30 protein-coding genes are annotated in these 25177 nt (G+C 38.1%); 6 read left to right on the top strand and 24 right to left on the bottom strand.

Features of this window, described 5'->3' with window-relative positions:
* Positions 1-39: 39 nt before the first annotated feature.
* The 7 genes from G587_RS0115375 to G587_RS0115345 all read right to left on the bottom strand — a co-directional run bounded on the left by G587_RS0115375 (position 40) and on the right by G587_RS0115345 (position 5246).
* A complete protein-coding gene (locus G587_RS0115375; protein ID WP_026492989.1) occupies positions 40-483 on the bottom strand; it encodes an LURP-one-related family protein in 444 nt (147 codons plus the stop codon).
* 245 nt (positions 484-728) lie between these two features.
* The gene (locus tag G587_RS0115370; protein ID WP_026492988.1) at positions 729-941 is read right to left on the bottom strand and encodes a hypothetical protein; all 213 of its coding nucleotides are present in this window, start codon (positions 939-941) and stop codon (positions 729-731) included.
* Between the two features lie 645 nt (positions 942-1586).
* The gene (locus G587_RS25585; RefSeq protein ID WP_155829590.1) at positions 1587-1727 is read right to left on the bottom strand and encodes a hypothetical protein; all 141 of its coding nucleotides are present in this window, start codon (positions 1725-1727) and stop codon (positions 1587-1589) included.
* Between the two features lie 293 nt (positions 1728-2020).
* Positions 2021-3670, bottom strand: a complete 1650-nt coding sequence (locus G587_RS0115360; protein WP_026492987.1) for a leucine-rich repeat protein — start codon at positions 3668-3670, stop codon at positions 2021-2023.
* Positions 3671-3944: 274 nt separating this feature from the next.
* A complete protein-coding gene (locus tag G587_RS0115355; RefSeq protein WP_026492986.1) occupies positions 3945-4511 on the bottom strand; it encodes a rhomboid family intramembrane serine protease in 567 nt (188 codons plus the stop codon).
* A gap of 7 nt (positions 4512-4518) precedes the next feature.
* On the bottom strand, positions 4519-4917 hold the full coding sequence (locus G587_RS0115350) for a hypothetical protein (protein ID WP_026492985.1): 399 nt from the start codon (positions 4915-4917) through the stop codon (positions 4519-4521).
* Positions 4918-4931: 14 nt separating this feature from the next.
* Positions 4932-5246 carry a hypothetical protein gene (locus G587_RS0115345; protein WP_026492984.1) on the bottom strand — a complete coding sequence of 105 codons (315 nt, stop codon included), beginning with the start codon at positions 5244-5246 and terminating at the stop codon, positions 4932-4934.
* Positions 5247-5472: 226 nt separating this feature from the next.
* On the opposite strand from G587_RS0115345, the gene G587_RS0115340 reads away from it, so the two are divergent.
* Positions 5473-5751, top strand: a complete 279-nt coding sequence (locus tag G587_RS0115340) for an HU family DNA-binding protein (RefSeq protein WP_026492983.1) — start codon at positions 5473-5475, stop codon at positions 5749-5751.
* A 209-nt stretch (positions 5752-5960) separates the two neighbouring features.
* Here the strand turns inward: G587_RS0115340 and G587_RS0115335 are convergent, their stop codons facing one another.
* The 7 genes from G587_RS0115335 to G587_RS23050 all read right to left on the bottom strand — a co-directional run bounded on the left by G587_RS0115335 (position 5961) and on the right by G587_RS23050 (position 12124).
* Positions 5961-7223: a hypothetical protein gene (locus G587_RS0115335; RefSeq protein ID WP_026492982.1), complete on the bottom strand. Its 1263-nt coding sequence runs from the start codon at positions 7221-7223 to the stop codon at positions 5961-5963.
* 346 nt (positions 7224-7569) lie between these two features.
* Positions 7570-7935 (bottom strand): hypothetical protein, encoded by a 366-nt coding sequence (locus G587_RS0115330; protein ID WP_026492981.1) that lies wholly within the window; start codon positions 7933-7935, stop codon positions 7570-7572.
* 110 nt (positions 7936-8045) lie between these two features.
* Positions 8046-8558, bottom strand: a complete 513-nt coding sequence (locus tag G587_RS23055; protein ID WP_051201082.1) for a YfcE family phosphodiesterase — start codon at positions 8556-8558, stop codon at positions 8046-8048.
* Positions 8555-8710, bottom strand: a complete 156-nt coding sequence (locus G587_RS25580) for a hypothetical protein (protein ID WP_155829588.1) — start codon at positions 8708-8710, stop codon at positions 8555-8557. Before G587_RS25580 ends, G587_RS23055 begins: the two co-directional genes overlap by 4 nt.
* A 132-nt stretch (positions 8711-8842) precedes the next feature.
* Entirely contained in the window at positions 8843-10285 is a 1443-nt protein-coding gene (locus G587_RS0115315) for a leucine-rich repeat protein (protein ID WP_026492980.1), read from the bottom strand.
* Positions 10286-10590: 305 nt separating this feature from the next.
* Positions 10591-11145, bottom strand: coding sequence for a tetratricopeptide repeat protein (locus G587_RS0115310; RefSeq protein ID WP_196812591.1), 555 nt, complete (start codon positions 11143-11145; stop codon positions 10591-10593).
* A 163-nt stretch (positions 11146-11308) separates the two neighbouring features.
* A complete protein-coding gene (locus G587_RS23050) occupies positions 11309-12124 on the bottom strand; it encodes an ADP-ribosylglycohydrolase family protein (RefSeq protein ID WP_051201081.1) in 816 nt (271 codons plus the stop codon).
* A gap of 227 nt (positions 12125-12351) precedes the next feature.
* Between G587_RS23050 and G587_RS0115300 the strand changes: the two genes are divergently transcribed.
* Positions 12352-12720 (top strand): IS110 family transposase, encoded by a 369-nt coding sequence (locus G587_RS0115300; protein WP_256379323.1) that lies wholly within the window; start codon positions 12352-12354, stop codon positions 12718-12720.
* Between the two features lie 325 nt (positions 12721-13045).
* Positions 13046-14554, top strand: a complete 1509-nt coding sequence (locus tag G587_RS0115295; RefSeq protein WP_026492977.1) for a leucine-rich repeat protein — start codon at positions 13046-13048, stop codon at positions 14552-14554.
* Positions 14555-14641: 87 nt separating this feature from the next.
* Here G587_RS0115295 and G587_RS23045 read toward each other — a convergent pair whose 3' ends face one another.
* The 4 genes from G587_RS23045 to G587_RS0115275 form a co-directional block, all read right to left on the bottom strand.
* A complete protein-coding gene (locus G587_RS23045; RefSeq protein WP_035786966.1) occupies positions 14642-15061 on the bottom strand; it encodes a helix-turn-helix domain-containing protein in 420 nt (139 codons plus the stop codon).
* Between the two features lie 428 nt (positions 15062-15489).
* Positions 15490-15837, bottom strand: a complete 348-nt coding sequence (locus tag G587_RS0115285) for a hypothetical protein (protein ID WP_026492976.1) — start codon at positions 15835-15837, stop codon at positions 15490-15492.
* Positions 15834-16094 carry a hypothetical protein gene (locus G587_RS0115280; protein WP_026492975.1) on the bottom strand — a complete coding sequence of 87 codons (261 nt, stop codon included), beginning with the start codon at positions 16092-16094 and terminating at the stop codon, positions 15834-15836. Before G587_RS0115280 ends, G587_RS0115285 begins: the two co-directional genes overlap by 4 nt.
* Positions 16095-16384: 290 nt before the next feature.
* Positions 16385-16939: a hypothetical protein gene (locus G587_RS0115275; protein ID WP_026492974.1), complete on the bottom strand. Its 555-nt coding sequence runs from the start codon at positions 16937-16939 to the stop codon at positions 16385-16387.
* A gap of 204 nt (positions 16940-17143) precedes the next feature.
* On the opposite strand from G587_RS0115275, the gene G587_RS0115270 reads away from it, so the two are divergent.
* Positions 17144-17401, top strand: a complete 258-nt coding sequence (locus G587_RS0115270; protein ID WP_256379322.1) for an HU family DNA-binding protein — start codon at positions 17144-17146, stop codon at positions 17399-17401.
* Positions 17402-17823: 422 nt separating this feature from the next.
* Here the strand turns inward: G587_RS0115270 and G587_RS0115265 are convergent, their stop codons facing one another.
* The gene (locus G587_RS0115265) at positions 17824-18378 is read right to left on the bottom strand and encodes a hypothetical protein (RefSeq protein WP_026492972.1); all 555 of its coding nucleotides are present in this window, start codon (positions 18376-18378) and stop codon (positions 17824-17826) included.
* A 39-nt stretch (positions 18379-18417) separates the two neighbouring features.
* Positions 18418-20250 carry an InlB B-repeat-containing protein gene (locus tag G587_RS0115260; RefSeq protein ID WP_026492971.1) on the bottom strand — a complete coding sequence of 611 codons (1833 nt, stop codon included), beginning with the start codon at positions 20248-20250 and terminating at the stop codon, positions 18418-18420.
* Between the two features lie 251 nt (positions 20251-20501).
* On the opposite strand from G587_RS0115260, the gene G587_RS23040 reads away from it, so the two are divergent.
* Together G587_RS23040 and G587_RS0115250 are read left to right on the top strand one after the other, a co-directional pair.
* Complete coding sequence (locus G587_RS23040) at positions 20502-20759, top strand: hypothetical protein (protein WP_207637479.1); 258 nt, start codon at positions 20502-20504, stop codon at positions 20757-20759.
* Positions 20760-20895: 136 nt separating this feature from the next.
* On the top strand, positions 20896-21186 hold the full coding sequence (locus G587_RS0115250; protein ID WP_026492970.1) for a hypothetical protein: 291 nt from the start codon (positions 20896-20898) through the stop codon (positions 21184-21186).
* Between the two features lie 57 nt (positions 21187-21243).
* Here G587_RS0115250 and G587_RS0115245 read toward each other — a convergent pair whose 3' ends face one another.
* From G587_RS0115245 to G587_RS23030, 4 genes are all read right to left on the bottom strand, one after another.
* Positions 21244-22284 (bottom strand): helix-turn-helix domain-containing protein, encoded by a 1041-nt coding sequence (locus G587_RS0115245; RefSeq protein ID WP_026492969.1) that lies wholly within the window; start codon positions 22282-22284, stop codon positions 21244-21246.
* A gap of 456 nt (positions 22285-22740) precedes the next feature.
* Positions 22741-23076, bottom strand: coding sequence for a hypothetical protein (locus tag G587_RS23035; protein WP_035786964.1), 336 nt, complete (start codon positions 23074-23076; stop codon positions 22741-22743).
* A gap of 64 nt (positions 23077-23140) precedes the next feature.
* Positions 23141-23965, bottom strand: a complete 825-nt coding sequence (locus tag G587_RS0115230) for a DUF5688 family protein (RefSeq protein WP_026492967.1) — start codon at positions 23963-23965, stop codon at positions 23141-23143.
* A 1047-nt stretch (positions 23966-25012) separates the two neighbouring features.
* Positions 25013-25177, bottom strand: a 165-nt coding sequence (locus tag G587_RS23030; protein ID WP_035786962.1) for a transposase, incomplete at its 5' end; no start/stop codon positions are given.

Raw genomic sequence — 25177 nt, 5'->3', positions numbered from 1 at the left:
CGGACTCCGATATCACTCGCAAATCCGACCTCATAAGATTTAATTAGATGCACCTGCTGATGATGAAGTACTTGCTGTAGCTTCCCTGTCCTTTATCATGTGCTGAAGGGTAATGAGAATGGCAACAACAGATTTTTCATGTTCAGGTTTATAAATATCAATGCAGTATTTGTCATGAATGGAAAGCATCTTCTGGGATATAACAGCGATGATCTCTCCATTTTCATCATATAATTCAAAGTTTAGTCCCAGGATATTCCCTTTGAGCTGCCAGCCTAGACCTACGATATTCGTAATATCTTTGATAATATGCAAAATCTCATTTGATATTTCAAAGGATGCCCCATCTGTCATGGTTACAAAGTGGCGCTCATGGAGAGTAAAAAACTTCCTTTCTATGTGGGCTAACCTGTTACCGGATGCATCATACACATCGGTCTTGTCATGAATCGAAGGAAATTTGGTCTCAGCATGATATACCACATTCTGAAGAACACAACTAATAATATGTTCTTTTGTCAGTGATAGCTCTCGGTCTTTTAAACAGTAATATATAACAATTTCTTTATTTTGTAATGAAAGCTTATGATTAGATGTAGCGTATTTCCCAGCACTCGGTGCTCATAACCTCACCTTTCTCTTCTGTGATGAATCCTTTACCCGAACAATACAATAGCATATATGAAACGAGCCCTTGAATTATAAGGGCTCGTTCGCATTACAGATGTTTACTGGTTCTCGGATCCCATTCTGCAGAATCTATTGGGATCAACTTCAAAAGCTTCCTTGATAAACTCTAAACGGATACCGGTATCAGTCCGTTCAACATCATTAACAAACGGCAAAGCTGACAGATCCTCAATAAACTTATCATCCCAGAGGCCTCCTCTAAGTGCATCCTTCCTGAACACATCCTCAAATCTCTCTGCTCCATCACACATACAAAATTACCTCCTAAAATATTCAATCATTAAAAAAAGCATACCACAATCTATGTTTCATTTTCGGTTGGGTTTTTCCAAAGGGCAGAAAGCCGCATAAAATAAGGCAAAAGTCACACTATGTCAAACGCGAAACACCCTTAAAAAAGCAAAAATATAGAGAACTGATGCATTTGTTTCATTTTTGGGACTGACTATGGGCAAATTTTGTCTGACCGCCGCAAAAATACAGAAAAAAAGAGCGCGTATTTTAAATACGCACCCTGATATTAAGTAGATACCACAGGATAACTGATTAGCTGCAACTCTTATGCTTCATATTTTTTTCATTAGCCACGGGTTTTCCCTTGACACTCTCCCCCAAATACACGCCAAACCATTCCCTCAAAAACCATTATATGCGCATAGTTTAGAACATTTTCGAGCGTGATTCTTGAATTTTATCCATATATACTGAATCCATGGCATACATCCCTTCTCACATTTATAGAAAAATATAAATTATTATTTTCCCAAACTGGTTAATTTATTTTCTTTCATTCCCTGCTACTATATAAGCATAGAGGAGGAAACCAAAAATGAATACAAAAGGAAACCTATAAGGTACCGTCACTGTGGCAGGATCCCGGTGGCGGTGCTTTGGGGTTATAGATCCTCTTCTATCGCATCAATTACAAAATCCTTTGCATCCAGCTCCTCTTCCTCACCGAAGATATTGAGCTGCTTTGCAGTTTCTACCATAGTGTTGTATTCAGTCTTTTCAGCTTCTGTCAGTTCTCTTGCCAATTTGGATCTCCTACCTTATATTCTCTCCCATCATTATATGGCATGCCTCATTAATTGGCGAGACCAGACAATACTGGGCATTCGCTCAGCACCGTCTGGCCTCATTTATCCATATTTGAAAGGTGATGTAATTCCTCGTCCTGTAGGTCAATTTTACCCTAAGGGAGTAGAAATTTCCCATCAGCAAATGTGACAAAAACAGCTGTTGTTGAAAGTTATCTTCAAAAAAGCCCTTAGGAAGCAATTGCTTCCTAAGGACTCTACATGTTTACAGCAAATATCTTTACCATAACTCAAAACTTCTTAAATGCATACTTTGTATTCTTTGAAACCCCGGATTTTGCTATTAGCTTTTTATATTTCTTAAGTCTATTTTTGAACCTTACCCAGACTTTCATTTCCTTATTAGTTCCGGCAAAAGAATTCTTGTAAGCAAGACGAAGATTTCGAGCCTTTATTTTTATTGTTTTTAGATTCTTACATCCCTGGAATGCCCCCTTGCCTATGACCTCTACGTTCTCTCCTATCGTAATTTCTGTTAATTTGGTATTGCCTTTAAAGGCTTTCGCAGCGACACCTGTAACCCGATAGGTTATGCCGTTAATTGTCATTTCATCTCCGACATGAACTTTCTTATCCTTTTTGGATACACCTATCAGATATATTTCTCGATCACCAACTACTTTATAATTCCTATATGCAAGATTAAATGTCTCACCAATCTTTTTTGCATGTGAAGTGTTAACTGTAGGTACATTTGCCTGATTATTTCCCGCATTGCTAGGGTCTTTGCTGGCATTTTCATCGCCAATAGGCGTATCATCTGGATTCGTATTTCCGCCATTGTCAGATTCTGTGACCTCTTCACCTTCCTTAGGATCCTTTAATTGAGATCTAATGTCAATAAACATGGATGAAAAATAGAAATCATCCCAATATTGATCATTTCTCCCAGGTATTTTATACCCTAAACTTATAGATTCTAAATATGGTCCGCGCTCTATACCTGTTCTTGGTAAACATAAAAAGCGTCCATACCACCTACCATCTATTGTAATATATGTTGGCGTCAAGTCATCCCCAAAAGCAAAATGAGCATACGCAATGTTTTCATCGTACGAAAAACTTTCATTGTATACAAATGTTAAATCACCTTTCCATGAAACATCACTATCACACCATATTACTAAGCAGCAATTGCACTGCAAATCTGTACGCCCCGAAGCATTTTTTAAGTCAAATGCTATATCAAAACCGTCTGAATTTAGATTTACAACTCTCGGATTTGAAACTTCTAGCGAACCTAAAATGTTTTCAGCTGTCTCAGCATCCCAAATAAATACACTATGTTGTCCTGCGCCCTCTGCGAAACCCTCGTATGTATAATATACTAAATGTGTTCGTGAGCCTTTGTTTTCCCAAAATTCAAGACCATAAATACCATTATCATCACATGCAAGAAAGGTTACGGAGTGTACATCGCTAATTACTATATGTTCTCCAAACTGAGCTTTCTTGGTAATCAATTCTTTTATTCCTTCTGGCGTATTCCATCCTCCAGAATTCTTTTTAGCTGATGAGCTTTGTTTGCCAGTTCCACCATGGACTACGCAATTAATAAATTTCGAATATGCATAGCAGCCTTTTTTCCAGCCAATGCTATAAGTATATTTACCATCACTTATAGTATCGACATTACTTCCAGCATTCGGATATGGGAAAACCTGTCCTGGTCTCCAATCCGATTTTGTCATGAAGTGTTCATAGTACTCATCTATTTGACTTTGCGTTAGTGATGGATGAACTTGCTTGTCTATCAATTGTTTAACAATATTGTAATTCGTAGATACATCTCTTTCTGATCCTCCCATTGCATGCGTATTAAGGGGACATAATAATAAAATCATTCCCACAACAAAAGACATTAAGAATCCCTTTTTCATTACACTCCTCCACAAAAAATTCAAAACTCAACAGTTACTATATAAGTAGGATTTTGGTGATATATCTGACTTAGCAATTAATTAGATTTTTCAAAAAGAAAGACATAACGAATCCCCACTCATCTAAACCCAAATCTCAAAAAACAATTATAAATACTTCTAAAATAATAATCAAAGCATTTTTATTATGATAACTCCGCAGAAAACCACTTCCGACGTAGAGTCGGTGGTGGTAGTTCATCAGTTGAAAAAACCATAACTTCTTCTCAAATTTCTATCCAAAACTATATACACTTACCATGACAATACCACAAATGATTCCTACAAGTAATCCGGCAAAATGGCCAATAGAATCAATCTTCCTGGATGTAGTCATAAGTGCAAGTAAGACCATTGTAGGTATCATTGATTTTAGTCCAGAAAAACCTCTTACAGAAAATGCTATTACCATATATATACCCAGCAGACCGCAGATTACCCCTGATGCTCCTATGCACAGCGTAAATGGCGATATCTTTTTGTGTATCCTTGCTGACATGAATCCTCCGCATAGCATAATCACCGCATAGCATACGGCAAAAAGCCAGGATTCTAACACATGTTCAAGTGTCCTTCCTATATTGTACAGAGAATACATATTACAAAGAAGGTGAAGGAATTCCTTCTGTGTAAATGCTGCCGTCACTATCCTGTAATACTGCTTTTCCTGAAGACTATTTATGTATGACGAACCAAGCCGTGATACATCCAGCTTTCCAGTATTTAAAAGAATGAAAATCAATATGTTTATCGCAATTATCCCATATGTAACAGGATATTCTGCTATTCTGAGGCTTTCCATGACTGTTTCACCGTTTTAACATGGGATTAACCATCTTCTGGAGCATTTCCATGGCCTTTTTGTATGACTCAGCCATCTCATCCGGGTTCTTTACTTCCAAACCTGCTTCCTTAAGTCTGGTATCTCCATCAGAAAGCTCTCCCATATATGTTGCTTCTTTAACGGATATATGCCCTTTCTGACAGTATTCAAGCACAGCTTCAGACACATCCGAATCTGTAATATTTATTGTATCGACAAAAAGCTCTGCGTTTTGACCCAGAAACTGACTGTCCTTATCTGATGCGAGCATGAGTACGACAGATGAGTGGTATCTCTCCTTAAGCATCCTGAGCTGCCTTGTAAGGATATCCCTGTCAGCATCCCCGTAATTTACAAAAATTGTTGAGTAACAATTTGCCGCCATGCTCCATTTTCTCCTTAACCAACTATTCTTTTTAGAACTTCCTTTGTTTCATCACTGAAATCCTTAAGGTCTTCCATAGTGATCACTTTGTACCTGATGAGTGAGATCAGATGATCATAGAAGTTTGACCTGCTTATATCAGTTATGACAACACCGGGATTCCTCTTATCAGCCTTTAGGCAACCTTCCAAAGCCCAGTATTTATCTGAGGCGTTCTGATCGCTGTTAAGAATAGCCTTATATTCCTCAACAAGCTTTTCCATATATCTTTCCTGCCACTCGGGGAGGTTCTCTCTGAAAAGGTTCCAGTCCTTTTTTGATACGTCCATTTGGTTTCTCCTTCCATATAGAACTACATCTCCATCCCCCAGGAAACTCATTTTGATTTTAAAGCGGGAAAACCCTTTTTACAAGGCGTCAAAATGGATAAAAAGCCATGAAAATATGCCTAAAAATCTGCCATAAAATATTAACAAATGCACTCCTTTGCGCTAAAATCATTACTAACCGGGCGCTGGTGCCCAAAATCCAATACTTATGAAGGAGGATGACGGTATGAACAAAACAGAACTCATTGATGCTATGGCAAAAGAGACAGGCCTTAGCAAGAAGGACACTGAGAAGGCTCTTAAGGCTTTCATCGATGTTGTTTCAAAGCAGCTTAAGAAGAAGGACAAGGTACAGCTTGTAGGCTTTGGTACTTTTGAAACTTCAAAGAGAGCAGCTAGAAAGGGTAAGAATCCTCAGACTGGTGCCGAGATTAAGATTCCTGCTACTATCTCGCCTAAGTTTAAGGCTGGTAAGGCTCTTAAGGATCTCATAAACAAGAAGTAATGTTCTAACTGGAAACTATTAACCTGTTTTTAATAAGGAACGCAAATTTTATCAATTACATCATTACAAAAGAAAAGCCCCTTGCCACGAATGGCAAGGGGCTGATATTATATCAGGCCTACAAAAGGTTTTGTCACGAACCAACTTTTTTCTTATTGATGGAAATAATCATAGATGCAGGCCGGACATAAGACTTACATTATTACTAATTACTTTTTGCTTGTTCTGTAAGTAATATCGAATGTTCTTATTCCATATGTCTTTGTAACCTTGTTCTTGTATACAACATACAAAGTTGTTGTAGCCATGTTGTCTTTTGATTCTTTCTTTGTAACCTGTGTGTACTGAGTTCCGCCAACAGGACCAGATGTCTTAGTAATATCTGTCTTTTCCTGATTAGGGATCTTATCAAGTTTGATCTTCTTGTTATTCTTTACAAATGTAACAGTATTTGCGTTAAATCCTCTCTCTTCAATGCCATAAATCTGATCCAGAGTATCTCCATCACCGTTAAGATCTATTCCGGTTGTAGGATTTCTTCTAATCCTGCTTCCTGTAGTTTTATCAATAAAATATTTACTGGAATCATCTGTATTGATGTTCTTAGTGCCATAGGGAGTGCCCTTTACATAGAAAGCTTTTACAAACTTATAGTCCTTTCCTAACTTAACACTAATCTTTCCTGACTTTTTGGTAACATAATTGATACCTTCCTTATTATTTGTCTGGGACTCAAGAATATTACCATTATTTCCCTTTCTGTCCTTATCGCGTGTTTCATCAAGTCTCTTTCCGGCATAAGTAACAGACTGGATTGCTCTGGCGTCGTCAGACACAGTAATTGTAATCTTGCGCTTCTTGCCACCTAATTTGTATTGTAACTTTGCTGTTCCAGGTTTCTTGCCGAAAATGCGATATTCCACAGCATATCTTGTACGTTTAAGTGACTTGTATGCTTTATAGAAATCAGTCGATGAATCATAAGTTCCTACAACATCTCTTGAACCATCATATTTTCTAAAGAAAGCTTGCTTTGTGTTCTCATCATAGACAGGATAAACATCTTCTTCACTGCTTCCGCATTTCTTTATAGTAATTACATCTTTTCCACTCTTGATTTTAACGCTCTCAACTTTCTCTCCCGGATTTCCTTCGAAATGCCAATCAACATATTCGTCGGTTCCTATAGTAGCCTTCTTAATTTCTTTAAAGTAATGCTGAGCTTTCCACTGAGCATCTGTATCTTTAGTAGTAGTTGCCCATGAAGCACCAGTAATTCTGTTTTTATATGTTTCAGATGTAATTTTGTGCGATACTTCGTCGTCTTCATCAATAGTAGATGTTCCTGTGCGGTCTATATCATATACCTCTGAACCACTATAAACCGCTGCATTTACATTAACAGGTACAACCAAAGTAACTGTGAGCGCAGCAGCCATTGCCATTGCGCCAAAACGTTTTAATCCCTTCATAAGAGACCCTCCTTCATAAGAATGAATATACGGTTTTACGTAACCGTTTCCTCGTGACATTTTTCATTCTATCACCCCCCCAAATTTGTCAAGGCGCTCAAACGCTTGTTTTATACGGTTTAATAAAGTTTATAAAATGTTTATAATTTCGTTTACATCTTAGATTCAGCAAGGACACAGTTTTTTCACATTTTAAACGCAATCATATTGAAACGATGAATTTGCAATAATTTATAATTGTAATATTTTTATATATCCCTCTTTTTCATTCAGATGTGCTCTAACTTCCTTTCCTCCAAAAAAGACACGCATCTTTCGATACGTGCCTTTTAACTCAGCTAACAGGTTATCCTTTTCTGAATTTGAAATTTGCCTTATATACAACTTCAAAGTTCTCATACCAGAAATCAATGTTAGCTCCTATACGTAATTTCTCAGTTATATTGCGGTTCAATCCAATATCGAACATATCAAAAACCTCGATACTAGCCTCTACTACTATTTCCATCATTTTTGTTCCCTGATCCATTACAGAGTATAGCTCAACAATCTTGTAATCACATAACCCAAGCTCATACCAATACTGATAACAATAATCTCCATCAAACCAGAATTCTTCAGGATTTTCCCGAAGATACTTGGTTATAGCATCGAAAATTACAAAATAATACTTTCTCTCAATGATATTCTTTGTATTCTCTAACTCGTTCATAAAAAAACTCCCTAAAAGCCGATCATATTATTTTCAGAAATAATATAAAAAAAACAATGTGCCGTTTTTAGCACATTGCATTGGCAGGATCCCGGTGGCGGTGCTTTGGGTTATAAGGGTTCTTCTATTTCCTTGATCTCCGGTATTATCTCGTAATCATCAGTAACAGTAATAACTGCATATGTAGCCTTATCACCTGTAACCTGGGGATAACAGATGCTTCCCGGATTTACAAGAGTGATATTATTTTCTTTGTCCTTCACAATCTCTGCAAAGTGGCTGTGACCAAAGAGGACAAGATCAGCACATCTTGATTTAGCAGCCTCTTTTAAGGTCTTAAGGCTTTCCTCATATTTAACATTGTAGGCATTTCCATGTGTTACCCATACGTTTATGAAGCCAGCCTTGAATTCCTCGTTAAGTGGAAGACTGTTTCCAAAGTCACAGTTGCCGCGGACTATCTTTACTTCATAGGATGGATCATCTCCTGTTATGGAGGAAATAGAATCCTGGATATCACCGCAGTGAACAAGAAAATCAAAGGGAGATTCCTTTTCAATGGCTTTTTTTGCAAATCCCGGATATCCATGTGAATCTGATATTACTAGTATTTTTTTGTTCATAACGATATCTCCGCTTCATTATAATCTGATGGATAAATGATAAAATCCTTTGCATCAAGCGCCTCTTCTTCTCCGAAGATGTTTAGCTGTTTTGCACCTTCCAGCATTTGGTCATATGCTTTCTTTTCTTCATCAGTCAGTTCTCTTGCCACGATATTACTCCTACCTGTATATTACTCTTTCTAATTATATGGTATGGCATATTAATTGGCGAGACCAGACAATGCCATGGATTTCCATAGCACGGCCTGGCCTCTATAATATTTTAAAATCTGCTCTTTGCCTTATTTCTTCTTATACTTCATTCCCTTAGTGGGCTTGCTCTTTTTAATGAGCTTTACATACTTATCATAGACCTTTTTGGGGATCTTTACGGTTGCTTTCTTATCTATGTTCCAAAAAGCTTTCTTTCCGATCTTCTTTACTTTCTTTCCCGCAAACTTGACCTTGCGGAGATTTGTGCAGTCAGCAAACGCTTTGCGACCGATTTTTTTCACGTTCTTTGGAATTGTAACGCTCTTGATATCCTTGTTGTCGCTGTAAGCTTCATCACCAATTTCAGTAACCTCATAGCTGTGCCCATCTACAGTCACATATGAAGGAATTCTGCTACCACTGCCTTTTACAATGCAAGCTTCACTACCGCTTACAGTCACATCCTCGCCGGATTCAGCAGCATATACTTTGCCACTTACAATATTCTTTTCGGATTTATCGTCGGGTACGTTGCTATTTTGAGCCACAGCATTGTTATCTGCGGCCTGCTGATTATTATAAGTAGCGTTATTAGACGAATCTGCCGAAGATGTCTGTCCATTAGTATTTTCCGAATCATTGCCAATTGCATCATTTGGTGTGGATATCGGTTTATACTCATACTTTGTTCCATTTGCCACCGGAGGTGTAATGCAGTAATAACACCCATAAGGATCTGTCTCCTCACGTTCATAATGCACATGATTATGTGCGTTCATGTAGGCTCTATTTTTTAGATAATAGTCATACAAAACAGGTGAGTCATCCCCCCAGTCATCCCAGGTACAATCAACCTCATACCATTCACCATCTTGCAGCTGAACAATATTCCAAACATGCCTTTCAAGCGCCATGCCATCCTGTTTAACACACTCAATATCCGCCATATTGCAAAGAAGATTAAATGCATCAGCATATCCCACGCAGAGGCACTTTCCACCAATCAGAGCTCCATACGCATCTGATGCATGAGAGGCAGTTTTACTATATGTAATATGAGTGACAAGATAATCATGAAAACCCTTCACCTTTTCATTCTTTTCCATCCCCCCAAAAGATGACACCACTTCTGCTGCTTGGCTCAATACTTCATTCATGCAATCAGTATTGAGTTCAAGCTGTGTATGAGAATCATTGATCCTTGTTATTATTGCAGGATGGTCATATCCCAATGCGGCTTCAACGACATGCTGCTCATCTTCTGTCACCTTTTCACTATCATCAGTTATGCCGAGCCTTGCATTAATGTCAAAATAAGTAACGAACCGCACTCTGCGCTCAACCATCAGTTCTGTGTATGCACGATACGCCTTCTTTAATTTGGGGTCTAACTGCTCGTAAAAATATCCAGTCTGCGTAATGTAGGTACTCCATGTTCTTCCATTTGCCATCGCCTCTGCCTTTATAGGATTTCCTATAGTGAGAACCGCAAAGAGCGCACCTACTGCCGTAATAATACTTTTCTTCAACATTTCCTTTCCCTCTTAGTGCTTAATGACCTTACCGCTATATATAAATCATGCGGTTAATTAATGTTTACAATAATAAAGTTGGGCTATATGTAATAAATCATAAAAATAAGCGCAGCAGCACATAATATACTATATATGATTGTGCTTGTAAAGGATTTATTCAATTAATACATGTAAAACTTAATAAATTATTTCAAAGTGTAGAAAATTTTACAGTAAATTTCAGTTAGCAAATGTGATAGTATTATTTTCGTTCATATATAATTTGAAGCATCAATGATTTTCTTTAGTTTTTCTATTTCCCATTACCGATCGTATCTCCCCAGTGAATCCAGAATTTGCTCATCTATCATCCCTTCGGTACACTTCCCTACAACGTTCTTCAATTTCTCTGCATATGCTTTATAATCCGGATCGTTGACTGATTCATAGATACTTGCAAGTCTTGCGCATGCCTTCCAGTAATAGTCACTGCCTGTATTACTATATTTTCTGATGATCTTCTTATAATACTTCTTTGCCTTATTCCAGTCTTTTGTTACACCAAGACCAAAGAAATACATCTCCCCCATGAAGTAGTACCCTGAATCAGAACGTAACTCACCATGGTTAACCTCAGAAGATTTATCTAGCAGTTCATAAGCTTTCTCATAATTTAGGGGAACATCTTCACCTTTGATATACATTTCTGCTATGACCTCATAGCCAAATGTTTCACCACAATTCGCAGCCAGCTCGTAATAATCGATTGCCTTATCTACATCTTTTTCAACGCTTATACCCTGTAAAAAAATATCCCCGAGAAAGATGAAACCTTCCGGTTTGCCTTCTCTGGCAAGAGTATTCATTTCTTTTCTCAATTATTTCAGGATTATCATCCCATTCGTCAGAACTCAGTGTTTCCACAACAAAATCCTGCATAGCACTTATATCCCCTGCATCTGCAGCCGTAATAAGGCTTTCAATACATTTATCTTCATAGCACATCTGGTAATCTCCTATGACTTAATCGTGCCTGCTCTCTCATATATTTGAGCGTCCCAGCCTGCAATAGATTTGATTCACTATATCCAGAAACTCATCCGGTAAGCGAGCTTCGCATTCTTTCTTAAATGCTTCCGGAACCCCATAATATGCTTCTGCAAGACTCCCTGTAATGCATGTCAGTGTATCGCAGTCCCCACCGAGTGAAACGGCATTCCTGATACAGTCTTCAAAATCAGTTCCTTCAAAAAATGCTGTCAATGCCTCCGGAACTGTTTCCTGGCAGCTTTCAACATGATGATAAGCCGGTCTTATCTCATCACAGGTCCGGGAAAAATCATAGCCAAATTCCTTATTTATAAAGCTCTTAACTTCCTCTTTACTCATCCCATTCCGTAACATATATATCGCAGTAGCAACGGATTCTGCACCTTTAATTCCCTCAGGATGATTATGTGATATTTCTGCAGTCCATCTTGCAACCTCACGAGTACGTTCTTCTGAGTCAAAGAACCATCCAACTGAAGAAACCCTCATAGCTGCGCCATTTCCCCAGCTGCCATATGGCTGTGGATTTTCTGTTCTTAACCATATCGCAAATTTTCCGCCATACTCACCCTGAGCATACCGGCTACCTATATCCTGCATGCAGGATATGAGCGCACTTTTCATCGCCAGTTCTTCAGCATATTCCCCGGCACACATAATGGCTTTAGCTACAGCAAGTGTCATGGCTGAATCATCTGTGTATCTTATCCATTTTCTTTTATCAAATAGCTCAAAATCCTTAGTTTTATCGCCACGGTCAAATTCATAAGGGGCGCCTATCATATCTCCTAAAATTGCTCCATACATATATGCATGTTCTCCTTCCTGTAATTCCAAGAAAATACATTGCTTTCTGATACTATTACAATACCAAAAGTGATGTCCATTATTTTGTACAAATCCTTTTCAGTCACTATACCTTTTTCATGTCTTTGATATCAGAAATCATCCTCAAACGTTTTTTTCTGAATTATGAACTTTTATTTCTTCTAAAATAATATCCGTAATTTCATCCCATTCACTAAGATCCGGGCATTCATAATAACCTTAAGAACGATTACGTGGACTCCTTTATCATTGCGGACTGCCTGCGTTTTGGAAGAATCAACAAAGAGGTGTATCTGGATGACTATCGCTACAAAGCTCTCCAAAACCTCACACGCGCACGTTATGTCACTGTTCAAAACCTGACCAAGGAAAAGCAGCGTTTCATGAACGTGTTGTTCAAGAAGTATTCTTCTTTCACACAGGAGAAGGTGTTCTCCGATAAATTCGGAGCTACAGCCTTAGCATTGCTTTTAAAGTCAGTAAATATCAACCATACAAATTGGAAAAAGTACCAGGATGAAGAAAAACTTTCTCAATATAGTGAAATCAACGATGACATAGTCATTACAAAATAGTGAGAAAATTTAGTGAAAATCTAAGATGTGTAAATAACTGCGCATCATAGAGATATTATTTCTGTAGTTTTATCAATTATTAGAAAATTCTAAATGTAATGAACATTTGATTCTTTAATAATCGGGACTTATAATCTCAAATGTTGTAAGAAATAGTTTCTAGGGAGGAGTTTTTATGGGGACTAAATTGTCACGAATTTTTTCTTATTTTGTTTCACTATCGTTAATCATATGCCTATTTGGGCCAGCAATACCTGTCTCTGCAGGTGGGTTCTCCGCTGAACCATATGTTCCAAACAATGTAGAGTATAATGCTGAAGCAGCCATGCAGTATGCATATAGTAACTACAATTCTCTGCCTGACAGTGTACAGTGTGCTGAGTTTGTCACTAAGTGCATGAAACAGGGTGGTGGCTTACCTATTAGTGGTAGTACTTATGTTGGAACCCTTTACAGGGAACTCATAGCATTTGACAGTTTTACGTCTTATCAGCTTGAATGCACTGGTAATTATGTATACGCTAATGGCGCAAATGCTGGAAAGATATCCGTAGGCGATGCAGTATTCTGGCAGCGTGCAGATAACGATAAATATCCACACACCATGATAGTAACAAAGATAGATTCTTCTGGAAAAGTCTATGTTACCGGAAAAAATGGTAACATAAGAGATTGGGCTACATTTGCAGGTCCTCTTAACAGAAGCAAAGAGCCCAATGTAGGTCCTTATAATGGTACGATGAGACTTTATGTCGCTCATTATCAGAAACTTATTTCTCCTACAATTTCCAATCCCAGAGTTGAGAATCTTACGTCAGACGGGTTCGATCTTGTTTTTGATCTGAATGATACCGCAGGATTTGTTATTACTGAAGCTGTTTGCTACTCATATATTTATCTTGACCTTGACTCTGTTTCTTGGGGCAATAAGTTCAAATACGATGGTATGAGCATAGAAAACCGCAATTATAAATACGATGATCATAAGATGTGGTTCCACTTTAAGTTATTAGATGATTATGGACCGACTCCATATAAAGTACAAAATGGAGAAATGACCTATGTATATTCTAATTATGAAGGAGAACTTCCTAATTCCGGTATATCACGTGGACCATATATGACACAGACCAGATTTGAATATCACCTTCAAGGCAGCGATGATATATACAGATTCTCATATAACTGTTTTGATGAGAATAAATATGTTATAGATTTGCATCCTCAGATGATCAATCCTACGGAAGGGGAAGAGACTACAGAAGCAGACAACAGTGACAATGAATCACATGATGACACACCTGTAGGCGATGGTAGTGCTGATAAAGACCAGACTCCAGGTTCTGGAAGTCGAAATTTCGGAGACACTAAAAATACTACCGTTCAGGGCCCCCGCCAGAAACAGATAGGCGAAACCTTTAATGTTGCAAACAGGAATTATAAGGTTGTAGGTGATAAGGAAATCTATTTGACAGGCTTCTCTAAGAAGGACAAGAAATTCCACACCGGAGATGAGATGACAATAGATGGAATCACATATAAAGTAACAGGTGTATCTCCTAAGGCATTTAAGGGAAATACAAAGTTAACAGAAATAACCATCGGAGAAAATGTCGAAGTCATCGGAAAAGCTGCGTTCCAAGGATGCAAAAATCTGAAAACAATAAAGATCAGATCCCGCCGTCTAAGGACTACTTACAAAAATTCATTTTCTGGCACGAACAAAGACATGAAAGTACTAGTAAGGTATAAGAATAAGTTAAAGAAATATAAAAAGCTTATTGCTAAGTCGGGTGTTTCTGGCAAAACAACATATGCATATAAGAAATTTTAATCAATAGCATTTCTTTGCCTAATAGATATACTCAGAAAGGCTGTCACACTAGTGGCAGCCTTTAATAATTTAGTGCGTGCTCAACAATTAATAACCACTGATATTTACTGACTTTGCGGGCAATCCGTGAGATAATAGATGCAAGGAAATCATTACTATTGTTTCAAAAACCTTGCACCTTTCGCGGAGAATCCCATACATATTACTACATAAATCAGAATAGTCTTGATAGCCATTACATTTGACCAAAAGAGTTAAAATTTCTTTGCCAATTTCTCCAATAGAACCTTCCTGATCAATCTGATCTGCAGTAATATCCTGTCCAAGAATATTTGATAGCTCAGAAATCACATCAATATTAGAAATACCCTCTTTTTCCCATTTTGAAATAGCCGCGGCCGTAACATGCATTTTATCAGCCAACTCCTGCTGACTTATACCTTTTGACATCCTTATTTGGCGGCATCTGATTCCACAATTCTGTGATAATGATTTTTTATCTTCCATTTCTATCCCTTTCTGTACAAAAATTTGGCCAATACATGGCGGTTTTACATGGTTTTTGCCAATAGATTCCGATTTTTTTACACGGAATCTGCCAATAGATGTCGATTTTACATGCTTTACGCCAATTATTCCACCTTTGCTGTGAGTATCTTTTAATTTGATAGTCTTGTTTTATCCTTAGTGAAGCTCATGCCACAAGGACTACTTAACTATGTCCCTCATAAGAAACCGCATCCCTTAGGTAAAGCATCGCTACCGGCGCTACTGCCCTAATATCCGTTATTGCAGTACCGGTAACACTCCTTGCCGGACTCCTTATATCAACGAAACGTAAGAAATAACATACTTACAATAAAAGAGGACTGCACAAAAATGCAGTCCGTTCCTTTACCTATGCAGTTGCATATATTAAAAAAAACGGGATACTCCTACTCGCCCCAATAGTCGATAGATTCCTGGGTTCTTCCTGATATGCCAAAAAGCTTTAGCATAAAGTCTTCTTTCTCATTAAACATATTTACTATAACGACAGATGTCTTTTCTGTTCTGTAAATAAAATAATTGTGGGAAGTAAAGAGATACCAGTAGTCAGTATCCACATCATACATTTGTGAAATCTGAATCCCAATCCGGTCATTATCTGAAAGATGATGGATATCTCGCATAATCTTCGTCATAGTATCAACTGATGTTTCTCCACCATACTTCTCTGTAAGTTCTTCCTTTAGGGCTTTGAGCTTTCTTTGAACAACTTTTGAGTACTCTATCTTTTTCAAAGTTTTACCCCCAGCTCCTTAGCCAGTTCGTCTTCAGAAACAGTCCCCTCAGTCTTAATTGACTGTTCCGCGATAGCCATTTCATATTTAAACTTGTACAGAGCAAGCTCTTTCTCAATATCATCAAGCTCTTGCATATCTATCATTGTAATATCACCATGACCATTTTTGGTCAGATAAACCCTATTGCCATAACTGACATCCCGGGTGACTTCCGTGTAATTTCTAAGATCTGATATAGGCTTAATAACTGGCATGATACTACCTCCGCATGCATGGTTTATTAATATCATTATAGGATTCGCTGAATAATTTGTCTACTAATCATTCAGCAAGCCTATCAATACCAGCCAAGAATAACTGGACACAAAAACACTCCCGTAAAATAAATAATGTTCGCGCATCGCTACCGGCGCTACTGTCCTAATATCCGTTATTGCATTACCGGTGATACTCCTTGCCAGGCTCCTTATATCAATGAAAAGAAAGAAGTAACATACTTGCAATAAAAGGGGCTGCACAAAAATGCAGCCCTTTCCTTTGCCACTCACCTGCCAAGCATATTTAAAATCTTACCCTTAAAGGTATTATCTCTTCTTCGCTTTTCTTCAGTAGCGGCTTTTTCAGCCAGCTCCTGTTTTTCCTTTTCTCGTAGAAGTCTCTCAGATTCTCTTTCAAAATCTCTAATTTGACTTTCCAGACCTGATGCACATGAATCTATGCCTTCCGGTATTATGCATTCACTGTCCTTAACTTCTTTTAGAAGCCGGTACATGACCCGTCTTTCAAAGTCAGAAATGATGTGGTAACCACCTACCGGGTAAATACATATCCCCATGTCGGATTGATTAGGCTCATAATATGAGGATATATAATAGTGCGTGCCCTCAACCCGGTCCTTTTGGTAATCAAATAATTCTATGTGGTCACCATCTGAAAAAGCAGTAAAAAGGTATTCCTTATCACTAAATACTGCCACCGCCTTACGTCCTTCTTTAAGCTGTTCCCTGATATCCTTTACTATCCCCAAATCAATTTCTTCACCAGGCTTAATATCGTCTATAGTGAAGTGTGTTGTAGTACCTTCGATTTCTTTTACCATTTATAGTCTCTCCCCATTAGTATTAGTCATAGTCTCAAGATGCAGAGTCATTATAGCATGCAGAAATCCTAAATCCAAAAAAGTAGCCGCCCGGAACAGCCCCGGAACAGATGTGTTTTTCTCACTTTTCTCCATAAACGCTTAACAAATATACAAAAATGCGATAAGATTTTTACATAAGGGCAACAACGCCCGCAAATACCTATTTTTCTTAATGAAGGGAGAATGAACAAGACAGAATTAGTTGAGGCTATCGCAAAAGCAACAGGCCTTACAAAGGCTGCATCAGAGAAGGCAGTTAAGGCTTTCACAGACAAAGTATCAAAGGAGCTTAAGAAGAAGGGCAAAGTTCAGATCGTTGGTTTCGGAACATTTGAGACCTCAAAGAGAGCTGCAAGAACAGGTAAGAATCCTCAGACTGGCGCTGCAATCAAGATTCGAAAATATCCAAGAAATAGATGACAATCTTTTTTGGCTTTTTAAAGAAAGCATCTCAGATAAAGTGCGTATTGCTCTAAAAAAGAGAAAATGGTCAGAAGAAAAAATCAGTGATTTTTTGCTAGAAATAGGCTTATGAAAAGAGCTGTCGCTGAATACCCAGCGGCAGCTTTTTTACATGCCCTATTCTTCTGATGAGCTTTTATCATTGCAAGTTCTAGAGATAGCTTCCAGATGCTTATGAATTTCAGAAAGCTCTACTATAGTTTTATCAGAACTCGTAACACACAATAAAATTGCATGGCAGCTTTCAGAGTCATCTTTAAGAGCAAGACCATATTGGGCATTCTCATTTTTGCTATAGACATAAAAAGAGACCTTTTTGACGATATTTTGTGATATACCATCAAAAAGGTCGCGTTAAGTTTTTCAATCAAGGATGAATGTTATTTTAATGCGTGACTGATAATGTAGCCTGTCGCTTTTGTAAATTCTTCTGTTTCTGTCTCTAAATTTGCTAAAGCTGTGATAAATTCAGAATATTTTGGAGAAAAATCATCAAGCGCTTTATCCGTTGCAGATGTTGGCTTAGGTGGAATACTATCTATAACTTTTTGTAATCTCTTCTTTAGTGTGGCATATTCAGAAGCATCTTCACATAAATCTATGGCTGCGTTATAGTCTGTTTTTGCTTCTTCGAATAATTCCACGCCCTTACACATTTCATCATATATCTCATCATAAGTTGTTCCAGTTCCATATGATATAGCATTTATTCCGGAGTTTACTTTTGAGTTTCCACTTGAAATACAGTCTAAAATGTCTTCGACATCAGTTTTTATTTCAGAAGTCTCATTTTCACTGTCTTTATTCTTAACTGATTCTTTGGAAGACTCATTTGTGGTGTCTTCACTCTGTACTTTTGTAGGGGCATTCTTTGTCCCGCATCCAGATAATACTATCATTGCTACTAAAAATATCGTTATGAACCTATTTTTCATAATAAATCCTCAATACTATTTCTACACTTTACCTTAATCTTATTTGTAAACAATCTTTACGTTCTTATTTGCTTTCTTGGCAGCCTTTTCAATCTGTTTAGCAATCTTTGTTCCCTTCTTCACTCCCTTGATTGTAACTTTCTGAAGGTTCTTGGCTCCCTTAAATGCATTCTTATCAACCTTCTTTAGGTTAGTTGCATCTATAGTAATTTTCTTAACCTTCTTACCTGTTATAGCTTTTTTACCAAGTTCCGTTACAGGATACTCTTTTTCTTTTGCGGTAACCTTAGCAGGAATACTGATACTCTTTTTATTCTTTATTGATTTAATGCTAACTGTAGAAGCATCAGACGAAGCTTTTACTTTTATACCAGATGAAAGGTCTATTTCTTCATTTGTAGAAAGTCCACCAGTGTTTTCGAGTTTTTCCTCATTAACCTTAGCGGAAGTACTCTCTTGTTTTGCTGTTTCTTCTTTTTTGCTTTCAGCGCCCTTATCTTCATTAGGCTTTTCTGGTTCAGGTATATAACCCGGAATATCCTTCCATACAGCATACACATTTGTTTTTCCAGTAACTGAAATCTTATCGCCAGGATAATAATCAAATGAATTGATATCCCAATGGTCAAATTCTTTTCCTTTAGGTGCTGCAAAGCTATTCATTGGAAGAATATAGTCATTGCCCTTTCGAACCTTTGCTGAGATCATCGTCCCTGATCCACCATTTGCATAGAAGGATACGCTTACTTCTGGTTTAGGCAATTCTCTCCATACAGCATAAACATATGTGGGCTTATCGATAGTCAAAACCTTGCCGGGTTCATAGTTAGTACCCTCAATATCCCATGAGTCAAACTCCATACCTTCAGGTGCTGAAAATCTGTTATCTGGTAAGGTGACAGTTTCACCTCCAATAACTTTTATACTTGCCATGGATCCAGATCCTCCATTTGCATAGAAAAACACACTATACCCAGTAGAAGGTTTATCTACCCATACTGCATAAGCTACAGTAGATGAATTAATTGTCACAGCATCACCTACTTTGTAGATTGTTCCATTGATCTTCCATGCATCAAACTCCTTTCCGTAAGGAGCACGAAAACCGTTTTCTGGAAGTTTTATGGACTCTCCCTCACCTAGCTTCAAATCTGACATGCTACCAGATCCACCATTCGAATTAAAACTTACAGTTGCAAGCTTTATCCAGACAGCTTTTAAAGTGAATCTATTATTATCTAGTCTGCCAACATAGACTGACGCTCCATCATTACAGGTGAGATCATCATATTGACCATTACTGATTACCTGCCAATATGCAAATGTATAACCATCTTTCTTAAACTGATTTGTTGGCAAATTAATGCTGGTACCAACATTCCCTTTTATAGGATCCATGTTTCCACTAGTAGCGCCATTTCCATCAAACAAAATAGTAAAATGCTCTTGGAGCTTCTCATAAATTTTTTTTGCAGTATGTCCTTCTTCCAGATAAGTTATGGGCTCTGTTATATCTTCTTCATCGCACCATGAATACTCTTCTAATCCGTAAGTACGGGGTAGCTTTATAGTCGCATGGGATTCATTACATATACTTACCACGTTAGAATTTATAAATGACAATGTGGTAAGATCAATTTTTGAAAAATCACCTTTAAATGTTAGGGATTTTACCACTTTAGCATAATCATTTATATCATCTTCCTCGTATGTAAATTCACCTTGCCCTGAAATAATCATATTTCCATCAGCATCTAAATCGAACATAGCATTGCCAATTGATCCCTTTATAGGACCAATTTTAGATAATATCCATGGAGTATTATTAAATGCAGCTCTTAAATCTGTTGTTTTTAACAATGCATCTGACATAGTTACATTATTTAAACTAGTGCATTCTGAGAAAGCTGTTAGCATCGGGTGATAATCGCCAAATATCATCGGAGAAATTTGACCATTTATCATCGGATTAAAACAGCCATAATTCATCGCAAGAAAATAACCAAAAAGTCATTACTGAACTTATCTTTTGTCCTAAACTGATGTTAGCCAACGCATCAGATAGGAGGAAAATGTATAGAAAAAGCATCAGTAATGACTTACAAGAAATCTTAACACAAGCAGTGGATAAGATGAAACAGGAAATGGGGGATTCTTACAGCATAGACAAGGTCAACCTTGCTGAGTTGGAACGCAGAACTGGTATCAGCCGCTCAAAACTCAGACGTTATAAGAAGGATGGTTTTATAATCAAACCTCATGGTAATACAGGAAGGAAAGCTGAGGTGACCGTCCTTACTGGGTATACCGGTGTTATCGATGAGTATCTTAAGAATAAATTCATCAAAATGCTCATTTTCCATATCTTTGGTCCTCCTTGAATGTTTTTCAAGTAGTAGAATAGCGTAATTTAGGGAAAAAGAAAAATCGTAGAATCTGCCCAATTGATACAAACGGATGAAGGGTGTATTATATAATTACAAGAACACAAGTTCGATTATGCGGTTTAGGAGTTTTATGAGTAAGATCATTGAAGAAGTAGACGTAATATGTGAGCACAAAGCTGATGGCAGCATTATTCCAATGCGTCTGCGGTTTAAAAATGAAGATGGGGAATATGAGACCTACAACATCAAGGGCTACAGACAAGCAGACATTAAGAGTTCCCACACAACAAAAGATGGAATCTTCGTTGTCGGAGAATCCACCTTTGTATTTGAATGTATGATAATTGCTATGAATATGAAAAGAGTTGTTCGCCTCTACTATGATCCCAGGACTAATGGGAAGTGGAAGCTGGCGGTTTAGGCTATTGTTAACCACATTTTCAACTTCTGATCATTATGATCAGAAGTGAACAGATAATTACTTAATTCTGCTGATGTTATTTTTTTCTGCCTTAGTTCTTTTCACTTTTTTAGCTGAGGCTTTCACTTTATCCTTGATTCGGCGCTCTTCTATCTCCTCTTCCTTCAGCCCTTCCGTCCATTTCAAAAGCTTATATGGATCTCCGGACGCTTCATCAGCCAGATAATCATGAATCATCTGATATGTCTCCTTGCGGAGTTTGTTCTTCTGCTTTTTAAGATCTTTCGTCAATTCGACAATGCGCTTATGAAGCTCGATATATTCTTGTTTATCTGAAAGCTGATCTCCATGCATTGCATTTTCTAGATCCTTAAATATGATTTCATCACAATCATTTTCTTTGGCACAAAGTATACATGCTGCAAGATCTTCAGGAAAATAATCAATAGTCTTAAAGAGATTATCCAAACGTTCCAAGAGCCTGTCATCAGCTTCTACCCAATACATCCGGATTCCATTGTCACCGTACTGCACTCTACGTGTATGGGGTACATGCCAATAAAAATGAAACAGTCCCTTCATGGAAATCTCAAGATATTGCTGCGTTAGTTCTGAAAGCTCATTCAGGTTAAGCGTCATCCTTCTGTGACTGTATACGCAATAACATCTATTAAATGCTGCTGATTTCATAGCATTCACAATGAGCCTTGAAGGAATTCTCTGACCTTCTTCATAATTTTGATATGTTCTGGGCTTCAGGCCAACCTTTTTGGCAAAGTTTGCCTGCGAAAGATCAGTTTTTGCTCGGATAGCTTTAACAGCTTTACCGGAAAAATACTTTCTGATTTCAAGATTCTTCATGCCGCCTGAATATATAAAGTAGTCCTCAGTTCCATCATCTTCATGATCAAGACCTCTGATAATGCCATGAATGAGAACCTCCGCTTCCTCCATATCGTCCCCGCATAGATCCGCAAGACAACACCCCTCTTCTCCAAAGAAGTTATACATGGCGTCATTTATCTGCAGATCCTTGTGCTTTCCATGAAGCTTAAGGATTTCCTCTTTACTTAGATGTTCGTATAAATATCCGTACAATCTTGTTCCCTCCAATAAATCCACTCAATTTGCTTAAAAAATATACACTCATTGGGTGTATAGTGTCAAGGAGAGAATATTTGGTGAACTTCTGCTCATCATGATCAGAAAGGTCTAAATTTACGTTCTGAAACAATCATGTTCCGTATTTTTTCAAGCCTTACAGGCGCTGCTGGGGAAGGTTTGGAAACCGGGCGCAGGCCATCATTCTTTTTAAGGCCTGGGGTGTCGGGGGGTGTCCAATAAATTCGGGCGGCGCTCTTAATTATCCCGTTTCCCGCGCCGCCCGTATAAAAGAGATTTGAACGGCTAAATTTTCACGTCCACCGTTCAAATCTCTTTTTGGGGAAGGGGGTCTGGGGGAAAGGGCAGGTTCGGCTCCCCCAGCGGAAAAAGCAGCCAGTGACCAAAAGGTTTTCTGTGATAATTCCCTGCTCTGACTGCTTTTTTGTTCCATTATCCGACTGCTGCAATTTCCTCGGTAGGTTCTACCTGGGACTGCTTAAAGAAAAAAGCCGTTTTCATAAACATGTTGCCGCTTGCATCACTCCTTTCTTCGTTTGCCTTGTTGCTCCTTTTCCATATTGGAAACTGAGAAACGGCTTTTTCTCCATGCCTTACAGTAAAACCTCTCCTTTTCCACTCTGCATAAGTGTGGATCTGCTCTGGTTCTTCTATGAATTTTTTGTTTCCCTGTTCATCCTCTACCGGAATAAGTTTTCCGGTCTTTCCTATGACTCCCTTTTTCATCAACTCTATCCGGTTTGAAAAAATTATATCCTCATTCTTCACTGTGCTCTTCCTTTCCGTAGGGAAAAGCCTTTCGGCTCTTCCCCACTTCTAAAAAATCTATATTTTAGGCTGTCATAAGATATGCTCTGTCAATCAGCTTATCCTCGGCACTTACAGTTGTTGCATTGACTTCTTTTACCATATTTTCAAAATCGTTCATGGTCATGCCCTCAAGCTTGGGAACTAATATACATTCATGGATACTGCTAGGAAGAAGAACAAATTCATGAACGTTCAACCTCTCTGCAAGTTCTCCTATTGCCTTGGTATCAAGGATTGCGCTTGCTCCCTTTATGTTGCTCTTATTTGAGATTACATACATCTGCTCCAAGGGGTTCATATCATCAGCTAATTCCATTCCCATCATATTGCTGATTACCTCTGCCATTGATTTAATAGTCGTTTCCTTGCTTGTATTGTCCTCTGCCATGTTAAAGGCTTCGTCCTCTGAAATATCCCACATTTCAAGCATTTTCGGTGTTACCTTGATAGAAATGCTCTCTCCGTTGTATTCATCTGTCATGTAAAGATATTCCTCTATTCCCTCAAACTGTGTGGGGCGCTTTACCAAGGCTTCTGTTCCCTCTTTCTGTATGCCAACTCTACCATGCTCCATGAAATAATCGGAGTCCATAAGTTTGTTAATATCAAAAGTGAACTCTCTGCTTACTATTTCAACTATTCCGTCAATAACCTCTTCAAGGCTCATATCGTTCTCATAAGATGAGCGGATAATATCCTCTGCATATACTGTAGGCTCAACTCTGTCATCCTCTTCCCTCTTGACTATGATTGCATTCTTCTCGATTCCGTTCTTGACTACAATCTTGGTATCTACAACAAAACCTCTGTTTTCAAGTTCCTCAATAATCATATTTTTAGTAATCATGTTTTAAAGTCCTCCATTAAACTGAATTGAATTTTATTTGGTTTCTAGGCTGACGAGAGCCTTATAATGTGCTTTCAAGATTCGGAACTTATTCTGGAGGGGAGCGCTCCTTATTTTGTGCGATATTTTTCATGCCTGTTTTTTCCTTTCATGTGTTTATAAATGTGCTTTCTGAGTTCCTCGCTCATCTCTCGGGTTTGCGTGCATCTTCAGGAACAGAGGCATAGATGGATTCAAGGGACAAGGAACGAGACGCCGTAGGGCAGCCCTTGAAGACAGATATGCCTCTGTTACGATGCACATCAGCAAGCACGATGAGCGAGGAACGATGAAAGTGCATTTATACATGAAAGGGAAAACTGGCCTGAAAAATCCGCACAAAATAAGAGGGGGTTCCCTTGGGAACCCGTTCGAGGAGGGGACTTAATCATTCATTTCTTGCTGCATCTTTCAGACTGCCTCGGAGGCAGTCAGCAGCATGTGGTCTGGGAGCTCGGGCAGACCTGCGAAGCTGCTCGGAATGGTACCCTTAGACTACGTAAGTGAGCAAATTTACAAAACAGATCAATACCATCAAACAATGTAAAACCTCATCACATAACATTCTTTAAACATGATGAAAATATAAATCCAAAATATCTGATATCAGCATGAAAAACAAAAACCCAAAATAAGTTTTCCTCGAAAAAGCATCATATGACCGCCAAAAACAAAAAAGGATAAAAATCCTTAAAGTACATGAACATCGATGTCCGTATTGAAAAAAAATGAATAAAGGAGCTCTAGCCAGTGCCGAATGATGGCTTGCATGAAAAGAAGTTGATAATGTAAAGGAAACATGGACCGGATAAACGCTATCAGAAAGCTTTCAACAATAGAATTAAACCTGAATTATTCATGACAACTTAAACCTCTGAAATCAGACTCATAATCCGATTTTTTGAAATGGATGCCTAGAATAAGCGGGAATCAGTCTTAAAAATGGGTAGACTGTCCCTATGAATCAGAAATACAGACTTTTAAGTTATCAAGGTACATCAATAGTTGCTATTCCAACTGTGGATTTAAGCTGCTTATATTTGTAAGTGTTTCATAGAACTCAGATATGTAAGGGCAGCTGCTACACAGCTTGAAATAAATATATCTACCTGATCTGACTACCTTAACGGCAATCTTGATCAGTTTCAAACGGATTGTATCTGCACACTGCTT

Source organism: Butyrivibrio sp. XPD2002, from assembly GCF_000423945.1.
Lineage (GTDB): Bacteria > Bacillota > Clostridia > Lachnospirales > Lachnospiraceae > Butyrivibrio.
This window is presented reverse-complemented; position numbering and strand designations above follow the sequence as displayed.